19 protein-coding genes are annotated in these 22,077 nt (G+C 60.9%); 9 read left to right on the plus strand and 10 right to left on the minus strand.

What is annotated here, in order from left to right:
* Positions 1–49: 49 nt before the first annotated feature.
* Positions 50–742 (plus strand): TetR/AcrR family transcriptional regulator, encoded by a 693-nt coding sequence (locus B5527_RS17735; RefSeq protein WP_172842578.1) that lies wholly within the window; start codon positions 50–52, stop codon positions 740–742.
* A gap of 182 nt (positions 743–924) precedes the next feature.
* On the opposite strand, the gene B5527_RS17740 is transcribed toward B5527_RS17735, so the two are convergent.
* Positions 925–1,449 carry a winged helix-turn-helix domain-containing protein gene (locus tag B5527_RS17740; protein WP_245332631.1) on the minus strand — a complete coding sequence of 175 codons (525 nt, stop codon included), beginning with the start codon at positions 1,447–1,449 and terminating at the stop codon, positions 925–927.
* Between the two features lie 485 nt (positions 1,450–1,934).
* Entirely contained in the window at positions 1,935–2,186 is a 252-nt protein-coding gene (locus tag B5527_RS44060; RefSeq protein WP_154072320.1) for a hypothetical protein, read from the minus strand.
* Positions 2,187–2,706: 520 nt separating this feature from the next.
* Between B5527_RS44060 and B5527_RS17745 the strand changes: the two genes are divergently transcribed.
* The 3 genes from B5527_RS17745 (at position 2,707) to B5527_RS17755 (ending at position 5,474) form a co-directional block, all read left to right on the plus strand.
* Entirely contained in the window at positions 2,707–3,375 is a 669-nt protein-coding gene (locus tag B5527_RS17745; protein ID WP_079602677.1) for a response regulator transcription factor, read from the plus strand.
* A gap of 104 nt (positions 3,376–3,479) precedes the next feature.
* Positions 3,480–3,872, plus strand: coding sequence for a response regulator transcription factor (locus tag B5527_RS17750; RefSeq protein WP_079602678.1), 393 nt, complete (start codon positions 3,480–3,482; stop codon positions 3,870–3,872).
* Positions 3,873–4,217: 345 nt separating this feature from the next.
* Entirely contained in the window at positions 4,218–5,474 is a 1,257-nt protein-coding gene (locus tag B5527_RS17755; RefSeq protein ID WP_079602679.1) for an Hsp70 family protein, read from the plus strand.
* Between the two features lie 277 nt (positions 5,475–5,751).
* On the opposite strand, the gene B5527_RS17760 is transcribed toward B5527_RS17755, so the two are convergent.
* The 4 genes from B5527_RS17760 to B5527_RS45350 all read right to left on the minus strand — a co-directional run bounded on the left by B5527_RS17760 (position 5,752) and on the right by B5527_RS45350 (position 10,301).
* Positions 5,752–6,156, minus strand: a complete 405-nt coding sequence (locus B5527_RS17760; protein ID WP_079602680.1) for a translational machinery protein — start codon at positions 6,154–6,156, stop codon at positions 5,752–5,754.
* Between the two features lie 179 nt (positions 6,157–6,335).
* Positions 6,336–7,805 (minus strand): SagB/ThcOx family dehydrogenase, encoded by a 1,470-nt coding sequence (locus B5527_RS17765; RefSeq protein ID WP_079602681.1) that lies wholly within the window; start codon positions 7,803–7,805, stop codon positions 6,336–6,338.
* A gap of 11 nt (positions 7,806–7,816) precedes the next feature.
* Positions 7,817–10,084: a TOMM precursor leader peptide-binding protein gene (locus tag B5527_RS17770; protein WP_079607350.1), complete on the minus strand. Its 2,268-nt coding sequence runs from the start codon at positions 10,082–10,084 to the stop codon at positions 7,817–7,819.
* 4 nt (positions 10,085–10,088) lie between these two features.
* Positions 10,089–10,301 (minus strand): hypothetical protein, encoded by a 213-nt coding sequence (locus B5527_RS45350; protein WP_172842425.1) that lies wholly within the window; start codon positions 10,299–10,301, stop codon positions 10,089–10,091.
* 781 nt (positions 10,302–11,082) lie between these two features.
* Between B5527_RS45350 and B5527_RS17775 the strand changes: the two genes are divergently transcribed.
* Entirely contained in the window at positions 11,083–11,949 is an 867-nt protein-coding gene (locus B5527_RS17775; protein WP_079602682.1) for a VOC family protein, read from the plus strand.
* Positions 11,950–12,028: 79 nt separating this feature from the next.
* Here B5527_RS17775 and B5527_RS17780 read toward each other — a convergent pair whose 3' ends face one another.
* Entirely contained in the window at positions 12,029–13,183 is a 1,155-nt protein-coding gene (locus B5527_RS17780) for an OpgC domain-containing protein (protein ID WP_079602683.1), read from the minus strand.
* A 228-nt stretch (positions 13,184–13,411) separates the two neighbouring features.
* Between B5527_RS17780 and B5527_RS17785 the strand changes: the two genes are divergently transcribed.
* From B5527_RS17785 to B5527_RS17800, 4 genes are all read left to right on the plus strand, one after another.
* Positions 13,412–13,717: an ETC complex I subunit gene (locus B5527_RS17785; RefSeq protein WP_079602684.1), complete on the plus strand. Its 306-nt coding sequence runs from the start codon at positions 13,412–13,414 to the stop codon at positions 13,715–13,717.
* A gap of 152 nt (positions 13,718–13,869) precedes the next feature.
* Positions 13,870–15,474 carry a carboxyl transferase domain-containing protein gene (locus tag B5527_RS17790; RefSeq protein ID WP_079602685.1) on the plus strand — a complete coding sequence of 535 codons (1,605 nt, stop codon included), beginning with the start codon at positions 13,870–13,872 and terminating at the stop codon, positions 15,472–15,474.
* 2 nt (positions 15,475–15,476) lie between these two features.
* The gene (locus B5527_RS17795; RefSeq protein WP_079602686.1) at positions 15,477–17,483 is read left to right on the plus strand and encodes an acetyl/propionyl/methylcrotonyl-CoA carboxylase subunit alpha; all 2,007 of its coding nucleotides are present in this window, start codon (positions 15,477–15,479) and stop codon (positions 17,481–17,483) included.
* Positions 17,484–17,502: 19 nt separating this feature from the next.
* Entirely contained in the window at positions 17,503–18,411 is a 909-nt protein-coding gene (locus B5527_RS17800) for a hydroxymethylglutaryl-CoA lyase (protein WP_079602687.1), read from the plus strand.
* A gap of 655 nt (positions 18,412–19,066) precedes the next feature.
* Here the strand turns inward: B5527_RS17800 and B5527_RS17805 are convergent.
* The 3 genes from B5527_RS17805 to dctP are packed head-to-tail and all read right to left on the minus strand — an operon-like array spanning position 19,067 to position 21,992.
* Entirely contained in the window at positions 19,067–20,425 is a 1,359-nt protein-coding gene (locus B5527_RS17805; RefSeq protein WP_079602688.1) for a TRAP transporter large permease, read from the minus strand.
* On the minus strand, positions 20,422–20,973 hold the full coding sequence (locus B5527_RS17810; protein ID WP_079602689.1) for a TRAP transporter small permease: 552 nt from the start codon (positions 20,971–20,973) through the stop codon (positions 20,422–20,424). The genes B5527_RS17805 and B5527_RS17810 overlap by 4 nt, the downstream gene beginning before the upstream one ends.
* On the minus strand, positions 20,970–21,992 hold the full coding sequence (dctP, locus tag B5527_RS17815) for a TRAP transporter substrate-binding protein DctP (protein WP_079602690.1): 1,023 nt from the start codon (positions 21,990–21,992) through the stop codon (positions 20,970–20,972). Before dctP ends, B5527_RS17810 begins: the two co-directional genes overlap by 4 nt.
* Between the last annotated feature and the right edge of the window lie 85 nt (positions 21,993–22,077).

The following is a 22,077-nucleotide window of genomic DNA, read 5'->3' on the forward strand; positions in this document are numbered from 1 at the left end:
GACAGAAATCGAGCGCGGACAGCCTTTATTTTGCGGATAAGTCGTCATCGTGAGCCAGAACGACGCCATACATCAAGACAAGCGCGGGCCGGCGAAGGGTCAGCGAAAATCAGATCGATCGCGCGCTACAATTCTCGCAGCAGCGACCAAGGAATTTTCGCGCAAGGGCTTCGATGGTGCCCGGATCGATCAGATTGCATCGCGGTCCAAGGTCAACAAGAACCTCATTTATCTCTATTTCGGAAACAAGGACGGGCTCTTTCTGGCCGCCTTGGAGAGCGTCTATCTCAAGCTTCGTGAGGCGCAGGACGATCCTCATGTGCTCTCGCTTGATCCGGTTGCGGGGATCAGGGAGTTTGTACGGTCGACATTCAGAGGGTTTCTGGCGGCGCCGGATCTGATTTCGCTCGCCGCCAGCGAGAATGTTCACCGGGCGGCTCATCTGAAAAAGTCGCCCATCATCAAGAAGCTTTACAATCGCATTCCCGCAACGCTCGACGAACTGTACAGGAAGGGATTGCGGGAAGGGCAGTTTCGACCCGGAATCGATATGATTGAATTGTACATCAGTATCGTCAGCGTCTGCTCATATCACATATCCAACCAGTACACGTTGTCCATTCTTCTGCAGACCGATCTGATGGCGGACGAACGGCTTGATCTTCGCGAACAGCATTCCACAAACATGATTCTTCGGCATCTGTGCATCGATGCCGACCGCATTCTTGCGGCCTCGACTTGAGGCGTTGAATCGCGAAGGCGATTGTCTTGACGGTTTTCCAGCGGATGATGCGAACAATTCGTCGATTCCGATCGGCCCGAAACGACCGCGACGGAAACATCGGGATTTCGACATATTGCGGCTTCCGTGCGATTGGCGGCGACGCTCATATCCGCTCTTCCATCGCCGAGACCGTGGACCTCCTAAATTCGAGTTGCATCTTCGTGGAGCAAGACCTTGTGAGTTGGAGCCGCGCTTAGAACGAATCCTGCGCCGCGGACATTTCGAATCATGGGAACTTCATCTGGCCCGTCGACCTTGCGGCGCAGTCGGCCCATATGAACATCGACAAGATTCGTTTCAGGAACGAATTTATAGTGCCATACTTCTTTCAAGAGGGTCGCGCGCGTCAGCAATTGGTCGCTCTGTTGCATCATGTATTTGAGCAAATGAAATTCGCGCGGCCGCAGATCGATCGCGCGGTCGCCACGCTTCGCAGTTCGACCGATGAGATCGAGCTCCAGTGATCCCACGCGCAGCACCGTTTCAGCCACCTTTTCAAGTGCGTTCGACAGCAGCGAATGAATGTCAGTATCCTTGGAGATAAAATAGCCGTCGTTAAATTGCATTTCCGCGGGTATATCTGTGGCGAGGAAACGAATCAGCGTCGGTACGCCGTCGATGTCGGCCAGGAACGCCACCGGTTCATTCCGCGAAATCGGCAGCATCTGTGTGCTCGGAACAGATCTTTGTCCAGCTCTCGTTGACGAAGTCAGGAAATGCACTGAAGCGGATCTCCTTAAATCAGTGGGCGTGGATTCGCGTGCGGCGGTTTTAGAGTTCGCCATGCTGGCTCTCCTGAATTCGTTGACTTGATGCGCTGTTTCAAGACCACCCAATCGCTCCATGTCCGAGGCGTACGTCCATGGGGCCGCCCCTTAGCGCGAACCGCGTGCGCGAAGGCTCTCGGACGACGACGTAGCAGTTTAGAACGAGCAGCTATTTCATCGAAGAAACATCGCCCAAATCGTGTCACCGTCGCCGGCACACTAACGCTACAGAAGTCGGCCGCCCTATCACGCTAGGGGTTGTTCCTGTTGTACTTGGAGGAGGTCACAACATAACAAGAGATGAGGAAATGCATACTTAGGTGTTACGAGATCCGGTAGCGTCCGTCCCATCTCGACCGGGTCCGGCCCGATGTCCGCATCAATTAAACGAGCACTCGGGTGTGCGTTAATTTGGGGATGGTGCGGACGTTCTCGATCGATGATTGGGGGCAGATTGCAGTCCGCAAGGGACGTAGGCTGCGGCGCGGCAATTCTCGATTATTTCGACACAAATGCGCGGGACCGCCTCGCTCACGGTGATGCAGCGTGTCGGTCGCCGTTTCACTCGTCTCAAGGCTGTCGTTTCCTGACACGCGGCCATGAGCGCGATAGACGATATCGACATCAACCAGCATGGCTGGCTTCCGATTGCGTGTGCGAGCTAGCGAACAACGCGTCATGGTGGCAGCGCGGCAACAATCAGCTTCGCACGACGGTAGTTGACGACCAGCCCTCCAATATCGCACAATTTTATTGCAGAAATCGCCGCGAGGCGCAGGCCGAAACGGCGAGTGTGTCTTTATAGTGCCTCTTTAAAGTTATGGGCGCCCCAATATTGGGCGTCCATCCGCGAGCGATCATGAATTCGCTGGCTTATCGTGCGGTACTTGTCAGCGCCCGGCGCTCACGCGGGCCGTCGATCTCATCGCGCGCGCTCGAGCGCCAATGGATGTTGACTGGAATGCCCAATCTGACCCCCGGCTTGATCGGGCCTTGTAGGCGGCAGCGTCTCAAGAGACTGAGTTCCGCCAAACCTTGCAAGATTGGAAATGTCCCGTCGGCAAGTCGTCCAGTCGTTGCAGCTCGCGGCAGACAGACAGCGGTTCGGCCCGCTCTGGTTTCGACCCTTGATGTCGTTGCATGCGAGGTCGCGTCATGACAGGCCGCAAAGTTCCATCCGAGCGAGCGGATTTCTCAAAGGATTCGATCGTCTTCATCGTCGATGACGATCCAATCGTGCGGGGGGCGATCAGCAGCCTCCTCATGTCGGTCGGCCAGCAAGTCCAGCTGTTTGAATCCGCAACGGACTTGCTGCAGTCGAGCCTCCCGGCGATACCTGGCTGCCTGGTGCTTGATATCAGGTTGCCGGGGTTGAGCGGCTTGGATCTCCAGGCGGAGCTCGCCAATGCGGGCCTTCCGATTCCCATCATTTTCATCACAGGACATGGCGATATCCCGATGTCGGTGAAAGCCATGAAGGCGGGGGCCATCGACTTTCTGACAAAGCCGTTTCGCGATCAGGATTTGCTTGACGCCGTGACAAGGGCACTCGATCGTGATCGAAAGAGGCGCGACAATGAAAAGGGTACCGAGGACCTCCGAGCCAAATATGTGACTTTGACCGCTCGGGAAAAACAAATCATGGCTTTGGTGACCGACGGCCTCATGAACAAGCAGATCGCCAGCAGATTGGAAATCAGCCAGGTCACCGCCAAAATTCACCGGGGTAAGGTCATGAGAAAATTGGGCGCCAAGTCCTTGGCGGACCTGGTGGTCATGGCCGAGTCCCTGGGGGTACGCGGCAAATTGCCCCAAGAGACCTGAAGGTGGAGATGTAACACATATGGATGATATCGGCAGTACTAGCCCGAGTGGCATATTTGCGCTTCCTGCAGACGTGCTCTGCATTCAAGCGATGGACCGGTTAATTGAACAAAACTCCGCTAATCTCGATTGTCGACGATGACAGTGTTGTCCGGGCGGCAATAGAAAGCTTTGTGAAGTCTCATGGATTTCTGACCTGCACGTTTCCCTCTGCGAGCGCGTTTCTGCAATCGCCGCGGGGAGCGGAAACTTCGTGTCTGATTTCTGATGTCCAAATGCCGGATATTAACGGGGTCGAACTGCAAGATCGTCTGATCGACTTAGGTTTGAGTATTCCGACGATCTTCATTACGGCCTATCCGAACGACGAGGTCCGCACCCGGGTGCTAAGCGCAGGAGCCGTTTGCTTTTTGCACAAGCCGTTCGACGGGCAATCGCTCATCCGATGCATTGACGATGCTCTCAAGGGGAGCAGTGGAAATCTCACATCCGAGTAATCTAGCCCGTGTCTCGGGTCGGTAGCGGCGAAGGGAAGCGTCCCCGTCAGCATCTCGTAAAAGGTGATGCCACCGATGTCTGCCCATCGCGTGCGGCGCAAACCGTAATCACCGGGAATCTTGCGGTGCGAGTCGCGCCGGCGGATTTTGTCAATCCTGAGCGGATCGTGAAAGCGATGGCGGCCGGGACAACGCTAGCCCGCTCGGTGACAACAGAGAATCGGGCGGGCGTTGGCCTTGTGACTCGACCCGGACCTCAGCGCCGGCGGCATTTGCGATGGCGAAAAGATAAGCATGGATCGACGGCCCCAAACTGTGTAGACGGAGCTCCTTCCTGGAGCAACGATGTCAAATTGCGGGCTCGATTTCGGCACGTCGAACACGACGCTGGGGACCATTGTGGGCAATGTGCCGGTGCTCGCGGTGCTGGAAACCGGGCACACGACAATTCCAAGTGCGATCTTCTACGAAGTCGATGGTGCGGTCGTCATCGGCCGTAAAGCGATCGAGGCTTACGTCGACGGCGCACCCGGCCGCTTGATGAGAAGCCTCAAATCCGTGCTCGGCACGGCGCTGATCGACGAGACGACCAAGCTTGGGCGCGAGCGCACGAGTTTTCGCGATGTGATCGCTTACTATCTGGGCGCCGTAAAGCGGCGCGCCGAACAGGCGACAGGCCGTGAACTGTGCAACCTGGTTCATGGCCGACCGGTTCATTTCGTCGACAACGATCCCGCGGCCGACCGCAAAGCCGAGCAGACACTGCGCGGTATCGCGCAGGACATCGGCTTCGCCGACGTGACATTCCAATTCGAGCCAATCGCCGCTGCGCTGGATTATGAGCGTCAAATTGCCTGCGAGGAAATAGCGCTTATTGCCGACATCGGCGGTGGAACGTCGGATTTTTCCATCGTGCGCCTCAGTCCTGAACGGCATTCCCAGATCGACCGCAGGGCGGACATTCTGGCGAACGATGGTGTCCGGGTCGGTGGTACCGATTTCGATCGTCAACTCAGCCTGGGTGCCGTGATGCCGTTGCTCGGTTACCGCAGCGCCATGAAGCGTGCCGGCCTCGACGTGCCCTCAGGCTATTTCCACGATCTGGCGACATGGGCGAACATTAACCGCATGTACGAGCAAAAGGTGATGTCCGAGGTGCGCCAGGTTCGCCAGGAGGTCAGGCAGCCGGAATTGCTGGACCGGCTGGTGCGCGTACTGCAGGAACAGCGCGGCCATACGCTGGCGATGGAAATCGAAGAAGCGAAAATCGCCTTGTCGGATGCTCGCCGGGCGAACATCCCATTGGGCTGGATTCAGCCTGACCTCGATGTTGATATCACCCGAACCGAGCTTGTCAGTCATACCAGGCAACTGGCCGCCCGCATTGGCGCACGCATCAAGATCTGCCTCGAACAGGCCCAGCTTGATGCCGGCGAAATCGACGCCGTATTCTTGACAGGTGGCTCGGTCCAACTTCCCCATGTGCGCAAGGCGATTACTGCGATGGTTCCATCGGCTCGAACCGTGGACGGAGACACGTTCGGCGCCGTAGGAAAAGGATTGACGATTGAAGCTGAGCGGAGATACGGCCCCGCCGCTTAATCGACGGTCCGGGCTGGACTGGCTTCTGGCCTGTTTCACCGGCGGATTACGGATGAGACCATTTTCCGGAACCGACGAAGCCGGCCTGAAACCGGGATCCGCTATCAACGACCTCGATCAAACAACGAGGTTCGGTCATGTGGGCATTCATTATAGGCCTGGTTTACGACCAATCTTGCAGGAAGTACCTCGCCGACGTAGCCCGGCACCAGCACCGCTGGATCTAGGCGAGGCGCGGACCTGAAGCCGAGACCCTAGACGTTGAGCCCCAGCGACTTTATCTCTGGTTCGGCCCAGCCACCCTCGCGGGAGCGATCTTAAAATATTTCCTGGCGTAAGCCACAATCTCGGGGTCGCTGGGATGACCGGCGGCTTCCACCGCGACGATCCGATCGCCGATTGTTGAGTGCTGCTCGCGGAGGTATTTGGCGAGTTCGGTTTTGGCGCCGGCAGGGCCAATGATCAGGATTTCGCCGGCATCACTGATGGTGTTCAGGACCTGCCCAAAAAACTCCTTGTCAAACCCGGCATGCCCGCTGCCGATCGAGTTGGCCTTGTGGTGAAGGTGCCGGGTGGGCAGGCGCGGATGCAAGATCATCTCGTCGTCGCCGGACAGACCGACGTGGAAGGTTTTGGCCTGCGAATGGTCGATCCAAACGATCGCATGAAAGTGGGTAGGCATGTCCGTGTCCTCCAGGGCGGCGATCAGCTATTCTTATGTTTGCGCGCGCCGGCGGTTTTCAACCCAGTGGCGTGTTTTTACCGCAGGTGGAGTGTGGGCCGATTGAGTTGGGAACATTAGAGCCGGCGCTCAGATGCGGCGCGGCCTCTTGTGTTGTGATAAGAAGACAGCATCCGCCGCTAGTTGGACGCTTCCGGTTTGCTGCCGCGACCGATTGCAAATTGACCGACCGGGCCTTCGACGTGGAACTCGATCCCGGTCATCTTCGCGAACAAGTCGATATTGTTGGTCCCGATCGCACACCCGGCAAGTCCCATATCGGTCGCCATCAGGTAGAGCGTCTGGATCAAGACGCCGACATCCTTCAAAATCAACGAATAGGCGATCGAGCTGTATTTCCATGAAACCCGATCGAAGCGCGCAGCGATCGTGATCAGGATCTGGGGCGGGGCGGGTGCGTCCATCGCAAATTCGGCTGACGCCAACAGCGCGTCGAACTCTTGAGAGCGTACGCCGATCGGTACCAGCGCGTGCCGGTCGGCGTCGTAATGATAGAATCCGCGTTCGAGTCCTTCGCAATTGGCGACGGCCAGATAGAGTTCGAGTTCGTAAGCACTGCCGCCGGACGGATATGGCCTGGCGGTGTAGGCGACCACTGGGGCGGCATCGCCAAAGTCGAGCGTGCTTTGCCATTTCGACTGGACCCGCGCGGTGCCGTCGAGAAACCGCGAAAGCTCGGCGAGCGTGATCGGCTGCTGGTCGTCGAAATCGCGCGTTGAATGGCGTTCACGCAGCAGCTTTGCGATCGGCGAGATGGTCTGCGAAGGTGCGGTCGAAAGCTCGTCTAGATCTATTTGTTTTCCGGGCCAGGGCGGCCGCACCGCCGGCGGCGGAGCTATCACGTCCGCATACGGAAAAAGCCCGCCCAGCGGATTGGCCTGCCGGCCTTCCGTGATGCGCGTGTGGAACAGGAGATCGTGAAAGTCCCAGAGGACGAGATGATCGTCGCCCTCGGCCGGTCGCAGGCCTTCACTGCTGCCGGCGTCGACCCTGAAAAGGATCTGGCAATCCAGCAGCAAGGCGAGAAGCTCGATCCCTGGAAAGCCGTCCTGTCGTCGGAACTGCTTGATTTGCCGCGGCGTAGACAGCAAGGCGAGGGTGGTTGCAACCTTCGCATCGCAAATCCTGAACAACGCACCGGCGCGCGGCGATTCCAGGACCATCTCATTGGCGCGGCGTCGCAAGTAGGCAAACCGCGACAGCACGATCATGTCGGCATCGCCAAGCTTTGGCGCTTGCGGCCAATAATCGGGAACCTGCGGTTCGATAACGACCTGGTCCATATCGTCGGCCGAGCGCCCGAAGCGGTACTCCACAAGACCGCGCCGGGCCAGTCGACGGACCAACAGATCGATTTCCTTGTCGACCAGGCTGTCAGAGGCAAACGAACCCAGTGGCAGGCCTGTGCGAAGCTCCTGCGCTCTATCCACCGCGCCGGCGCTGAATTTTCCCAGGCCAACCGCATGGCCATCGAAGCAGGCGAGGAGACTTCCGTCCGGGTGCGCTTCGAGCGTGATGTGTCCGGCCAGCCGGGCGGAAATGGTTGGGGGCGCGATCCGCCGGCCTTTGTTTTTTCCGGGAGCGCGCAAGCCGGTGACCCTCAGGTATGGGGGAGAAACGGCGTGAGTTCGCTCTCCAACCGCGGCCGATCCAGCAATCCGAGCTTTACCGGAATATCGTAAAGCCTGCCCGGTGCGAAGCGGCGATAGAAATGCCGCAGTCCCGGAACGATTACCCTGACGATGGGCACTTCGATGTCGGGCCGGGTCTGATTGAGGACGAGGAAATCGAGGCCCGCGCGAGCAGCGATATCGACGCAGGCGATGACTTGATCGCGGGTGTTGTCGAGCGGGCCGAACTTCACGTCGGAGCCCGGCTGGGTCGCTGGATTGCCGCTCGGCGTCAAAAAGGGATGGTCTTGCAGACGCAATGGATTGGTGCCGTCGAGACTCGATTTCTCGCCGGTTCCGCCGCCCATCAGACCGATCGACAGAAACTGGTTCAGCTCAGTCAATGCACGCAGCACGGCAATGCGCTTATCGAAGTGCGCGCCGGAGCCGAACTCGATATTTTCCTGACCGTTCTTCATCCAGTGCGATATCGCCACATAGGTCGGAACGCCAAGATCGCTGGTGACGTCGAGCACCCAAAGCCGGCGCCCGGTGTCGGACAGCTGGGTTTGCAGGTCGCGGACGTAGGAGTCGTCGAATTGGCCGAGGTCCACTTCCGCCCGTTGCAATCGATTGTACCACCAGATCGCGTAGGAATCCCGTTCCACCAGTTCGAGGAATCCCTGGACAATGGCCTCCTCCAGCGTGTTGCCCGCTGCGCAGCCGTTGGAATCCGCGTTGAAGGCGGCGGGGCCACCACCGTAGAAAAAATATAACAGGCTGGTCGGAAGATATTTGAAGCGTTGATCGCGCAGCGACCAGACCGGCGACCACTCGATCCTGGCCGACGGATCGAATGGAGCCGGAACGACATGGGAATCGGTCGTGTCGGACGTCGGTGTCGGGTCCGTCCGGAATTGCGCGTCGCTGTAGAGCAGGACCTCGTTGGGGGGAATAGCATCGCCCGGCGGGAAATCCGTGAAGCGCCGCGTCGCTCTGATCTCGTCGCCTTGGAAAATCCCGGAATAGCGCTCGATCGCCTCCATCAGCGCGCTGGCTTCACCCTGCTCGGCAGTGCTGCCCTTGCCGAAACTGCCGCCGCTCAGTCCCGCCCTGAGCTGATCGACGTTAAGCGCCGGTCCCGAAAAATTGTGCGCCGCATAGTAGTTGGTGTTCATGGGCAAGTCGGCTTCGATCCGCTCCAGCCGCGTGACCACACCGGTGAGAGGGCTCACATGCTTTCGGAAACGCGCCACCGTGGCCCGCGACGACACCGTCCGGTATCCCCCGCTGGTCATGATCAGCTTGGCGCCGGGGCCAAGCTCGATCGGCTCCGGTGCCCGGCGCGGGTCCAGCAGCTTTTTGCGGCCGCAGGTCGGACATTGCGGGCGGGCCGAGACGTAATGCTTCACCATGGTCGAGCCCAGCAGGTCGAGGCTGACGATGTGATCGTTCAACTCGGTGCGGAATCCGCTGGCGATCGCTTTTGCGATTTCGACCGCTGCAAACTGGACGGAGCTTTGTCCGAGCGTATTGCGGGCGAGGGTTGAAACGGCGACAGCGCGCGCCGGTGCGCGGTCGAGAAAGCCCTTGACCTCACGATTGCGTATCATGCGATCGAAAAGGCAGGTCCAGCAGGCGCTCTCGCCCGGTCTGAACACCGGCCCCACCAGGGGAAAGGCGCCGGAGGGCTGGACCAGCAGCCAGGGCGTACGCTCCGACACATGCTGCTGGTTCAATTCAGCCAGCCGCCGTTCGAGATAATCGTTCACCAGCATGACCGTCAGGTCGGGAGAACGCGTGACGACATGAACGCCCAGTGCACTCAGCGCGGCACCGAGTTCGGTCGCGCCCTGCACGTCGATCGATTGAACGCGGACGCGACAATTCCCCAGATTTTGCTCCGCGATTCCGGGCGGCAGCCCGAGGCTTGCCCAATAGCCGGCCACGGCGCCGGCGGAGGAGGGCGATGCCGGGACGATATAGCGGCGCTCGATGAGCCGCTTCAGAGCTTCCTCGATCTTGTCGGACGGAAAATTCCGCTCCAGCTCGCGAACGAGCTCCGGAAGACTCTTTCCGCCTTTTCCGATGGCCGAGGCCAGCGCACAATAAAGCTCGCCGTGAAGAAAGAACTTTCGGTCTTCGGAGTACAGGCAGACGACGTCGGGCGGCAGCACATAGACGGTGAAATTCGGCGCGAACTGCGGAATCTCTTTTTTGACGTTTGGCTTGGGACTGGTTCTGCGATTGCCAGTTATGACGTCAGCACGCGCAGCTTTTTTGCCGCTCCGGCTCGCTTTTGCGGGGCGTAATCTCCGACCACTGGAATTGCCTCGTCCAGCTCCGGCGCTTGCTTTTCTCGACAAGGTTTGCGGCCCACTTGGCGGTCATGTGCGGGCGCGCCACCGAGCGTATCTGGCCCGCACTGCAGAGAAAACATGGATTGGCCGGGTCGACCTTGTCGAACCCGGCCATGATGATCTTCGTTTATTGAATTGAGCGGAAAGCGGTCTGGTCTAGCACCAGCGGCAGCCTCCCCACGATGCACAGCAGGCTCCGCCAACGCCGCAGCCAACGCCGCACCGGCAGCCTCTGCAAGCGCGGCAACCCCTGCAGCCTCGGCAACCGCCGCAAGCACGGTAAGCTACCTGTACGTTGCCCTGTGTCGCTCCGGTGTTCTCCTTGTCGAAGACGTAGAACGTCGCCAGGCTGACGTCGGAGATTTCTTCTTCACCGAGAGTGAATTCGTGACTCGGTGCAATGTTCGGCGTCCGCGGCACGTCCTGTGTCGGCACCGCCGCTGCGGATGCGCCGCCCACTAGTGAGAAAGTCAAACCGGCAGCACCCAACACCGGAACGGCTTTCGTCCCACGCTTTGGCTTCGAAGCCTGCTTCGCCCGTGGCATAGTCGCATCCTCCATAGACCTGTAAAGATGTTAGAGTTCAGTGTGCTAAGTGTACGCTTTGCAAATGTACCATGCAAGACGGGTCAGCATACTGGCGCGTCCAATCGTTTCCGGATCTTCATGTTCATGAACGAGTTGTTCATCAACGACTGCGGCGCTGTCTATTCAACCGCAACATCCATGATCCGTTCCCGATGGCTTCAACACTCGTAGATCAGGCGTCGCCAGTAGCGCGAGCCACGGTTCGTCGTTGTCCATCAAACAATTGATAAATTGCATCGATGCTGGCAAGGACCTAGCCTCTGAATGATGCGCCGCGACAGATTGCTGGCTCGAGCGAAGAAACGGACATGGTCGATTACTCCGGACGTTTCGTCTGGTACGAACTGATGACGACAGACATGGCGGCCGCCAGGGCTTTCTACACCGAAGTCGTCGGCTGGGGCGCGCACGACGCCTCGACGCCCGAGCTGGCCTACACTCTGTTCACCGCTGGCGAAGCTTCGGTGAGCGGGCTCATGGGCCTGCCGGAGGAGGCGAGGAAATTGGGCGCGACACCGCGGTGGATGGGATATGTCGGCGTCAACGACGTCGATGCTACGGCCGGCCGAATCAAGCGTCTCGGCGGCGCCGTGTATGTCCCGCCGACGGACAGCAACATCGGTCGCATTTCTGTCGTCGCGGACCCGCAAATGGCAACGCTTGCGTTGGTCACGGGGCTGAAGCCCGGCCAATCCCAATCCGCTGAGCCGGATGGGCTCGGGCGCGTGGGCTGGCATGAGTTGCTCGCCACCGATTGGGAAAAGGTGTTCCCTTTCTACGGCGAGATTTTCGGCTGGCAGAAAGCGGGCAGCGAAATCGGTCCGACGGATACCTACCAGTTATTCGCCGCTGGCGGGCAGACGGTCGGCGGCATGCTCGCCAAGCGTCCGGCGGAGCCGGTCCCATTCTGGCTGTACTACTTCAATGTCGACGATCTCGACGCGGCCGCGGAGCGCGTGAAGAGCGCCGGCGGCCAGATCCTCGAGGCACCGCTCGAGTTGCCGGGCGGCAGCTGGTTCGCCCGATGCATGGACCCGCAGGGCGCCGCCTTCGCGGTGCAGGGAAAGCGAAGCCGGAATAATTCCGCGCGGGCTCCTGCCTCGGAAGTCGGCTGGTCCACCGAGTGGAGCGGGATTTCCTCGAGGGGCCGGTTGGTCACCAAACCCCGCGGCTAGGGAGCGAAATTCGGATACCGACGTCGCGGCCACGGTCATGGCGAACACAAGGCCCGCCTGACCGCAACCGAAGGCGGGATCAGGTGGCCTTGGCCGCTGCGGGCGCCGATTTGGGAAGTGGCTTGTCCTGCCGTTTCGACCAGGAAATGTAGTAGGCGACGATGGTCATGATCGCTATTCCGGTCACGCTGACGAAAATCTGCGCGAACAGCGAGCCTGAACTCATCATCAATTCGAAATGCCCGACAAAACTGAGGAAGACGCCGACGCAGAACACGGCAAGCGACTGCTGACCGCAGACGATCAGGGGATCGAACACTTTCCACCCCAGTCCCGACCAGTCCTTGGGCACGAACCTGATGACCAAAATCACGATCACCACGAAATGCAGGAACCGATAGGGCGCGAGATTGGTCTTGTCGTTGGGATTGAAGGTTGAGTAGAGCCAGTGCGGGAACATCGCTCCGAAATCCGGAAACTTGCCTGCCATTGTCATAACAAGCGCAAAGATCAGATAGGCGATGCAAAGGTAGAGCGTGAAGGGCGAATTGATGATCGACATGGATCGCCTCGGGCCGCCGAGCGCGCACCAGGAGCCGAACACAAACAGCACCTGCCAGCAGTACGGGTTGAAGTACCATGTCCCGGCGGGATAGGCCGGCAGGTTCCAGCCGAACTGCCGCGCAGCGAGCCATAGCGCAATCGAAGCCAGCATCGTCAAATTGGGCCGGCGCAGCATCATCCACAGCACCGGCGGAAACAGTCCCATCAGTACGATGTAAAGCGGCAGCACGTCGAGATTGACCGGCTTGAATTTCAGCAGCAATCCCTGGCGCAGCGTTTCGACCGCGCTGTCGACCAGGCCGGCCACGTTGAACTCGTTGATGATCTCCGGGTCGCTGTAGCGCTGCGCGACATACCCGATCGAAACAATATAGATCACGAACAGGATGATGTGGGCGACGTAGAGCTGCCAGACCCGCTTGGTCAGGCGGGTGGCGCCGACGATGAATCCGCGTTCCAGCATCATCCGGGCGTAGACGAAGGAGGCGGTATAGCCCGAAATAAAGACGAAGAGGTCCGCAGCGTCGCTGAAGCCGTAATTACGCGTTGTGATCCAGTTCACGACGTTGTCGGGAATATGATCCAGAAAAATCGCCCAATTCGCGACCCCGCGAAACAGGTCGAGCCGGAGGTCGCGTCCTTTTTCAGGCAGGGTTGCGTTAATTTTCATGGCCACCGTTTCGAAGTGATGCGTTCGAGATGTTCGGGCGGCAGGACAGCGGTCAGCCGCGGGCGCGGCCGAGATTGTCACAGCGCAGCATAACGACTATATCGGTGCGGAGAGTGTAACATTCAGGCCGGGAATCACCGATCAAATTCCTGAAAGGTGTCTCTATACTATCCGGGCCGTTTCCACCACGCGCTTCCATGTCGCATTTCCCACGGGACCTGATCTTCCATGACAGCACGCATCTTTAAGCCCGCCAAAAACGCGATGCAATCGGGGACCGCCAAGACCAAGGAATGGCAGCTCGATTACGAGCCCGAACAGCCACGCGTGATCGAGCCTCTGATGGGCTGGACCAGCTCCGGCGACATGAAGCAGGAGCTCACCATTCACTTCCAGACCAAGGAAGAGGCGGTGGCCTATTGCGAGCGCGAGGGCATTCCCTATCAGGTCATTGAACCGAAGGAGCCGGCACGCCCGCAGGCCGCCTACGCCGACAACTTTGCGTTCCGGCGCGGCGAACCCTGGACCCATTAGGGGCGGCCAAAGCTGAAAGCCTGACCTGGCCTGTCCTGTCTTGGCATTCCCTTGGGAGCGCAAGTTCTGGGTTGCCTAAGGCAGTGGCGCGATGACACCATGGCGCCAGCTCAACGCGCAGATTGCGGCGCACAATAGACGACCGAAGGCCCATGCCGCTCCATTCCAGCACCGACCCCGCTTCGTCCGACTTTGCCCGCAACGCCGAGGCCATGCGGGCGCTGGTTGCCGAACTGCGTGAGAAGCTCGATCAGGTGGCTGGCGGCGGTGGCGAGGCCTCGCGTATCAGGCACACTTCGCGCGGCAAGATGCTGGCGCGCGAGCGCGTCGATCTCTTGATCGATCCGGGAACCGCCTTCCTGGAATTGTCGCCGCTGGCGGCCTACGGCCTCTACGGCGGCGACGTGCACTCCGCGAGCATCATCACCGGCGTGGGGCGGATATCCGGGCGCGAGTGCATGATCGTTGCCAACGACGCCACCATCAAGGGCGGCACCTATTATCCAATGACGGTGAAGAAGCACCTGCGTGCCCAGGACATCGCGCGGCAGAACAATCTGCCCTGCGTTTACATGGTCGATTCCGGCGGCGCGTTTTTGCCCCAGCAGGACGAGATTTTCCCCGACGAGCGGCATTTCGGCCGCATTTTCTACAATCAGGCGCAAATGTCGGCGCAGGGCATTCCGCAGATTGCGATCGTGATGGGCTCCTGCACGGCCGGCGGCGCCTACGTCCCGGCGATGTCGGACGAAAGCATCATCGTGCGCAATCAGGGCACGATCTTTCTCGGCGGACCGCCGCTGGTGAAGGCCGCCACCGGCGAGGTGGTCACCGCGGAAGAACTGGGCGGTGCCGACGTGCACTCACGGCAATCCGGCGTCACCGATCACTACGCCCAGAACGACGGCCATGCGATCGGGATTGCCCGGTGCATCGTCGCTTCGCTGAAACCGCCTGTGCGCACCGGTCTGAACATGCGCGAGCCCCGCGAACCGCTGTTTGCGCCGGAGGAAATCTATGGCGTGGTCTCCGCCGATGGGCGCAAGCCGTTCGACGTGCACGACATCATCGCGCGGCTGGTCGACGGCTCCGAGTTCGACGAATTCAAGAAACTGTACGGCCAGACCCTGATCTGCGGTTTCGCGCATATCTGGGGCTATCCGGTCGGGATCATCGCCAACAACGGCATCCTGTTCAGCGAAAGCTCGCTGAAGGGCGCGCATTTCATCGAGCTGTGCTGCCAGCGCAACATTCCCTTAGTGTTCCTGCAGAACATCACGGGCTTCATGGTCGGCAAGAAATACGAAGCCGGCGGCATCGCGCGCGACGGCGCCAAGCTGGTGACGGCGGTGGCGACCGCGGCGGTGCCGAAATTCACCGTCGTCATCGGCGGCTCCTACGGAGCGGGCAATTACGGGATGTGCGGCCGCGCCTACAGCCCGCGCTTCCTCTGGATGTGGCCCAACGCCCGGATATCGGTGATGGGCGGCGAGCAGGCGGCGATGGTGCTGAGCCAGTTGCGGCGCGACAATATCGAGGCCAAAGGGGGCAGCTGGTCTGTCGAAGAGGAGGACGAATTTCGCGCGCCGACCCGGGCGCAGTTTGAGGCCCAGGGCAATCCCTATTATGCCACCGCCCGGCTCTGGGATGACGGCGTGATCGATCCCGCCGATACAAGGCTGGTGCTCGGTCTCGGACTTTCGGCCGCGACCAACGCGCCGATCGAAGCCACTCGTTTCGGCCTGTTCAGGATGTGACGATGGATCGCCCCGCACAGTACCGGCGGTTTCGCACCCTGCTGATCGCCAATCGCGGCGAGATCGCCTGCCGCGTGATCCGCACCGCCAGGGCCATGGGCTTGCGCACGGTTGCGGTTTATTCCGAAGCCGACTGCGACGCCATGCATGTCGCGATGGCCGATGAGGCCGTGCTGCTCGGACCGGCGCGGGCGCGGGATAGCTATCTCAACATCGATCGCGTGATCGACGCGGCGCGCCAGAGCGGCGCCGAAGCCGTGCATCCCGGCTACGGCTTTCTGTCCGAGAGCGCCGAATTCGCACAAGCGTGTTCAGAAGCGGGATTGGTCTTCGTCGGTCCGACCGCTGGGATGATCAAGGCGATGGGCTCGAAATCCGGCTCCAAAATGCTGATGGAAAAGGCCGGCGTGCCGCTGGTGCCGGGCTATCACGGCGAAGCCCAGGATGAGGCGACGCTGGCGAAGGCGGCCGACAAAATCGGCTTTCCCGTCCTGGTCAAGGCCTCGGCCGGTGGCGGTGGCCGCGGCATGCGCATCGTGCACTCGGCCGGCGAGCTTGCCGCCGCGCTCACCAGCGCCAAGCGCGAGGCCAAGGCCGCCTTCGGCGACGACCGCATGCTGATCGAAAAATTCGTCGAAAACCCCAGGCACATCGAAGTGCAGGTCATCGGCGACAGCCATGGCAATCTGCTGTCGCTGTTCGAGCGCGAATGCACCTTGCAGCGGCGGCATCAGAAGGTGGTCGAGGAAGCGCCGTCGCCGACGCTCGATGCCGGCAAACGCGAGGCGGTGTGCGCCGCCGCCCGCAAGGCTGCCGGCGCGGTCAACTATGTCGGTGCCGGCACCATCGAGTTTGTTTCCAACGGCAAGGACGTGTTCTTCATCGAGATGAACACGCGGCTGCAGGTCGAGCATCCCGTCACCGAACTGATCACCGGCATCGATCTCGTGGAATGGCAGTTGCGCGTCGCCTTCGGCGAAAAGTTGCCGCTGGCGCAGGATGAGATCAAATTGAGCGGACACGCCATCGAGGCGCGGGTCTATGCGGAAAATCCGCACAGGAATTTCATGCCGTCGGTCGGCCGTATCAGGACATGGCGGATGCCGGAGCCCTCGAACGGCCTGCGCATCGATGCCGGCTACCGCGAGGGCGATGCGGTTTCGCCGCACTACGACGCCATGCTGGCCAAGGTGATTGCGTGGGCGCCGACCCGCGACGCTGCGATTGACCGGCTCAACCGCGGGCTCGAGGACGCCGACGTGCGCGGCATCGTCACCAACATTGCCTTCCTGTCGGCGCTGGTGACGCATCCGGACGTCCGCGCCAACGCCATCGACACCGGTTTTATCGAACGTGAACTGAAAAACCTGACGCCGGCGGCTCCGGAGCCCGGCGATCTCGAGCTTTGCGCGGCCGTGACGGCGATCCTGAACGAAGAAGCGAAAGCCGCGCGAGGCGAAGCGCATTCGCCCTGGCGAACCGCGGGTTGGATGCCGGTAGGCCGGCGGCAGCGGGTGTTTACATTCCGCCACGGGCACGGGACCGAACAAGAGGCAGGCCTGCAATATGGCAACGGTCCCGCGACGCTGTCGATCGGCGAGCGCGATTTTGCCTTTGCATACGCTTCCAGGGATGCCGGCGGATTCGACCTGACGCTCGACGGCATGAAATCGCACATCGTCGCCGTCGTCGAAGGCCACGAACTGTATCTGCGAACCCGCAACGGCCGTTTCGACCTGCACTGGGTCGATCCGTTCGGCGGCGACGACGAAGAGCAGGTCGGCGAGGACAAGATCATTGCACCCTTGCCCGGTACCGTGGTGGCGTTGCTGGCCGAAGTCGGCGCGACCCTGGAGAAGGGTGCGCCCATTCTCACGCTCGAAGTGATGAAGATGGAGCAGACCCTGCGCGCGCCGTTCGCGGGCGTGCTCAAGGTGATCAAATGCAAGGTCGGTGATATCGTGCAAGAGGGCGTCGAACTCGCCGAGGTCGAGCCGACAGCGTCGTGAGCAATCTTGTGAGGCCCGCATGAGCGATTCCGTGCGCATCGTCGAAGTCGGCCCGCGCGACGGCCTGCAAAACGAAAAGACGCCGGTCAGCGTCGCCGACCGCATTGCGTTCATCGAGGCGCTGGTCGGTGCCGGGCTGCATACCGTCGAGGTCGGGGCGTTTGTGTCGCCGAAGGCGATCCCGCAGATGGTGAATTCGGACCAGGTGCTACGCGGCGTCAACCGTCGCTCCGACAGCGAATTCCATGTGCTGGTCCCGAATGAACGGGGTTACGAGGCGGCGCGCGCGGCCGGCGCCCGAGTGATCGCGGTGTTTGCCTCGGCCTCGGAAGGCTTTTCGCGGGCCAATATCAACTGCGGGGTTGCCGAGTCGATCGAGCGTTTCAGGCCGGTCGTGGCCAGCGCCAGGGCCGACGGCATCAAGGTGCGTGGCTATATCTCCTGCGTGCTCGGTTGCCCCTTTGATGGCGAGGTGAAGCCGCAAGCGGTCGTGGATGTCGCGAAGGTGCTGTGGGATCTCGGCTGCTACGAAATCTCGCTCGGCGACACCATCGGCGTCGGCACTCCGCTCAAGGCGCGGCATCTATTGCGCGCGGTGGCCGGCGCCGTGCCGATGGCCAACCTCGCGATGCATTTCCACGACACCTATGGCCAGGCGCTGGCCAATCTCTACGCCGGGATGGAGGAGGGCGCCCGTGTGATCGATTCCGCCGCCGGCGGCCTCGGCGGCTGTCCCTACGCGCCGGGCGCTACCGGCAATGTCGCGACCGAGGATGTGGTCTACATGCTCGAGGGCATGGGCATCGCCACCGGTGTCGACATGACGAAGTTGCTGGGGGCGACCAATGAGGTCAGCCGGCTGCTCAGCCGGCCGCCGGTGAGCCGGGTGGTATCGGCGTTGAATGCGAAGGTGCGAGCGCAGTCGTAGCAACCGGCAAACGTGTTGCGCGCAAGAAAACAAATTTGTCGAGCTCATTCAACAAGTATGCCTGACGGGCAAATCGCCCAAAGTCCGTCAACCCCCTCCAGAAAAAATATTCTGATTTTCAGAAGTCGGCAAATCAGTCTATATCGATCGCATCCCGTTCCACTCGGAGGGGCGTTTCGCGAACGTCACGAACGTAGGGATGGGCTGTGATGGACGAAGGCGGCGCGCGAGACGGGCGATGCAGCTTGCGGACGGCCAAGGCGTGTGGTCCTGACATCTCGACGCTGGTGTCAAGTCGGCGGAAGCAATTCCGCAGATGACGGTGGCAAAAGAGCCGATCGCCGGGGAGAGCACGAAGTAAGCCGTAAACCATTGCGCGGGGATGGCCGGGCGTTTCCGGTGTGACCGTGGCGCACTATGCGCAAAATTCCTGCCGCGGGCGCATCGGCGCCCGGCATCCCTGCGCCCTCTGATCGGAGAGCCCAAGGAAACTTCCAGCAAACCTCGGGCGAATTGCGCCGCGAGATTGCGAAGTCGTATCTGCCGTTTGAAATTCGAATTAGAGGGTGGGCAAAGGTGCGCTCTTCGCGCCGGGCCCACCGCCGCATGCGAGCGCGGCGCGAAAAGCGCCTTTGCTCAAGTTGCGGCTGCAACGCTACCTTCCCCCGTCCGGCCCCATCACCAGATTGGGCAGGCCCGTCGAAATCTCCGGCACGAAGCACAGCACCACCACGGCCAGCATCATCAGCAGCACGAAGGGCAGCGTGCCCCAGATCACCTCGCTCAAGGGGATATCCGGGGCGACGCTGCGAATGACGAAGATATTCAGCCCCACCGGCGGGTGAATGAGGCCCATTTCCATCACGATGGTCATGACGATGCCGAACCAGATGATATCGAAGTGGGCGGCGCGCAGCGGCGGCAGGATGATCGGCGCGGTCATCAGGATGATTGACACCGGCGGCAGGAAGAAGCCGAGTACCACGACCATGACCAGGATCGCCGCCAGCAATTCCCAGCGCGGCAGCTGCATGGCGACAATCGATTCCGCGACCGATTGCGAGATGTGCAGGTAGCTCATCACATAGGAATAGAGCAGCGACATGCCGATGATCATCATCAGCATGGTGGATTCGCGGATCGTCGATTTCAGGATCGGTGCCAGGTCGGAAGGCCGCCACACGCTGTAGATCAGCGCGATCAGCACCAGCGCCAGTAGCCCGCCGAGCCCGGCGGTTTCCGAAGGCGTAGCAAAGCCGCCATAGAGCGCGATCATGACCCCGGTCAGCAGCAGCACGAAGGGCAGTACCCTGGGCAGCACGTTGAAGCGCTCTGCCATGGTAAAATCGTCGCGGGTGAGAATGGCCGAGGTCGAGCCGGTCTTTTGGTAGAGCGCGCTGGCCGCCGCGTACTCCTTGCGAAAATGGATCACCGCATAGGCGCCGAACAGAGAGACCAGCAGCAGGCCGGGACCGATGCCGGCAAGGAACAGGCGCCCCAAGGATTTTTCCGCCGCGACCGCAAACAGGATCATGGTGATCGAAGGCGGCAGCAGGATCCCGAGGGTGCCGCCGGCGGCGATGATGCCGGCGGCGAATCCGCCGGAATAGCCACGCTTGCGCATCTCGGGTATGCCGGCCGAGCCGATCGCCGAGCAGGTGGCGGGGGACGATCCCGCCATCGCCGCGAACAGCGCGCAGGCGAACACGTTGGCGACGCCGAGCCCGCCAGGCACCCGATGCAGCCAGGCATGCAGCGCCGAATAGAGATCCTGGCCGGCACGGGATTTGCCGATCGCCGCCCCCTTGAGGATGAACAGCGGAATCGCCAACAGCGTGATCGAGGCCATCTCCTCGTAAACGTTCTGGGTCACGGTATCCAGCGAGGCCGCCGGCATATAGATGCCCATGAACACTACCGCGACCGCGCCCAGCGCAAACGCGATCGGCATGCCCGAGAACATCGCAACCAGCGTGGCGAGGCCGTAGCTAATACCAATTCCAAGGACGGTCATCGCCGCGCTGCCCCAGACAAGGGAATGATGATCTGCAGCAGGATCTGCACGCACAACAGCGTCATGCCTGACGCCATCAAGCCGTAGGGAATGGCGAGCGGCGGCGACCACATCGAGTTCGACACTTGTCCGTCGGCCCAGGCTTCATGGGCGAGCGTCCAGGATTTCCAGGCGAAGAAGCTGCAGAACAGCAGGCTTGCGACATCGACCAGCCATAGCCTGATGCGATTGACGATCGGCGGCAGCAGGCCGACGAACGCCTCGATGCCGATATGGCCGCGCTGTCCCTGCACATAGGCCGCGGTCATGAAGGTGGCGCCGACCAGGAGGAATACCGCCGCTTCGTCCTGCCAGTAGTTCGCGCTGTGAAACAGCGCGCGGCCGAGCACGCTGTCGCTGAGGATGACGCAGGCTGCGATCAGCGCGATGGCAGCTAAAAACACAATGACATTGTTGCAGACCGCAAGCCCGCGCTCCAGCGCCGCGACCAGGGTGTTGCCCGCCGCGCTGGAACGTTCGGTTTGATCCGGAAGCGGACCATGCATCATGCGGAAACGTCGGAGGCGAGTTTCAGCAGGTTGGCCGCGGTCGCGGTTTTCGCGCCGTAGTCCTTCCACGCGGTATCGCGGGCGATGTCGCGCCACTTGCCGACGGTGGCTGCGTCGAGCACGCTGACCTTGGCGCCTGCCTTTTCATAGACCTTGGCGACTTCGACGTCGTCGTCCTGCGCGCCTTTCTTGCCGTACGCATCGAGCTCCTGGCCGACCGCCAGGATGATGTCCTGCTGACTTTTCGGCAGAGCGTCGAAAATCGATTTCGACATCATCAGCGGCTCCAGCATGAACCAGTAGGAGGCGTTGGCGCCCGAGGTCAGCGACTTCGCGACCTCCTCGAGCCTGAACGAGATCAGGCTGGTGGAGGAGGTGATGCCGGCATCGCAGGCGCCGGTCTGCATCGCAGTGTAGATTTCGTTTGACGGGACCGACAGCACCGCGGCGCCGGCGGTCTGCAGCACCATGTCCATCTCGCGTGAGCCGCCGCGCACCTTGAGGCCCTTGGCGTCTTCCGGGGCGACGATCGCTTTCGAGCGGCTGGCGACGCCGCCGGCCTGCCAGACCCATGTCAGGAGAATGATACCCTTGTCGGCCAGGAAATCCGTCAGCGCCTTGCCGATAGGCTTGGTTTTCCAGCTCAGGCCCTGATCGTAGGTCGACACCAGACCCGGCATCAGGCCGATATTGGTCTCCGGCAATTCGCCGCCCGCGTAGGGCATGGGATACAGGCTGATATCGAGCGCGCCTTTGCGCATCGCCGAGAATTGAGCGTTGGTCTTGATCAGCGAGGAGTTCGGATAGACTTCGGCCGCGATCTCGCCGCCGCTGCGCTTTGCAACTTCAGCGGCGAACACCCGGCACAGCCGGTCGCGGAAATCGCCCTTGTCGATGGTGCCGCCGGGAAACTGATGGGAGATTTTCAGCGTCGTCGCGGCGTGGGCCGTTCCGATCCCGAAACGCAGGATGGCGGGTGCGGCAAGCGTGGAAACGAGGACATGGCGGCGTGTGAGCATAGAACTCTCTCCTGGACAGTTTTTTGGATTGGAAGGCGCGGATTGGCGTTGAAGATATACTAGCCGGTCTATGCCCTGACTTTCT

This window comes from Bradyrhizobium erythrophlei, from assembly GCF_900129425.1.
GTDB lineage: Bacteria > Pseudomonadota > Alphaproteobacteria > Rhizobiales > Xanthobacteraceae > Bradyrhizobium > Bradyrhizobium erythrophlei_C.

Bases quoted from the DNA above. Each gene is read 5' to 3' on its own strand.
- B5527_RS17790 (WP_079602685.1), top strand. From the start codon at position 13,870: ATGCCGCTCCATTCCAGCACCGACCCCGCTTCGTCCGACTTTGCCCGC.
- B5527_RS45350 (WP_172842425.1), bottom strand. From the start codon at position 10,301: ATGGCCGGGTTCGACAAGGTCGACCCGGCCAATCCATGTTTTCTCTGC.
- B5527_RS17775 (WP_079602682.1), top strand. From the start codon at position 11,083: ATGGTCGATTACTCCGGACGTTTCGTCTGGTACGAACTGATGACGACA.
- B5527_RS17760 (WP_079602680.1), bottom strand. From the start codon at position 6,156: ATGCCTACCCACTTTCATGCGATCGTTTGGATCGACCATTCGCAGGCC.
- B5527_RS17800 (WP_079602687.1), top strand. From the start codon at position 17,503: ATGAGCGATTCCGTGCGCATCGTCGAAGTCGGCCCGCGCGACGGCCTG.
- B5527_RS17805 (WP_079602688.1), bottom strand. From the start codon at position 20,425: ATGACCGTCCTTGGAATTGGTATTAGCTACGGCCTCGCCACGCTGGTT.
- B5527_RS17795 (WP_079602686.1), top strand. From the start codon at position 15,477: ATGGATCGCCCCGCACAGTACCGGCGGTTTCGCACCCTGCTGATCGCC.
- B5527_RS17810 (WP_079602689.1), bottom strand. From the start codon at position 20,973: ATGATGCATGGTCCGCTTCCGGATCAAACCGAACGTTCCAGCGCGGCG.
- B5527_RS17785 (WP_079602684.1), top strand. From the start codon at position 13,412: ATGACAGCACGCATCTTTAAGCCCGCCAAAAACGCGATGCAATCGGGG.
- B5527_RS17745 (WP_079602677.1), top strand. From the start codon at position 2,707: ATGACAGGCCGCAAAGTTCCATCCGAGCGAGCGGATTTCTCAAAGGAT.
- dctP (WP_079602690.1), bottom strand. From the start codon at position 21,992: ATGCTCACACGCCGCCATGTCCTCGTTTCCACGCTTGCCGCACCCGCC.
- B5527_RS17740 (WP_245332631.1), bottom strand. From the start codon at position 1,449: ATGCTGCCGATTTCGCGGAATGAACCGGTGGCGTTCCTGGCCGACATC.
- B5527_RS17755 (WP_079602679.1), top strand. From the start codon at position 4,218: ATGTCAAATTGCGGGCTCGATTTCGGCACGTCGAACACGACGCTGGGG.
- B5527_RS44060 (WP_154072320.1), bottom strand. From the start codon at position 2,186: ATGCTGGTTGATGTCGATATCGTCTATCGCGCTCATGGCCGCGTGTCA.
- B5527_RS17780 (WP_079602683.1), bottom strand. From the start codon at position 13,183: ATGAAAATTAACGCAACCCTGCCTGAAAAAGGACGCGACCTCCGGCTC.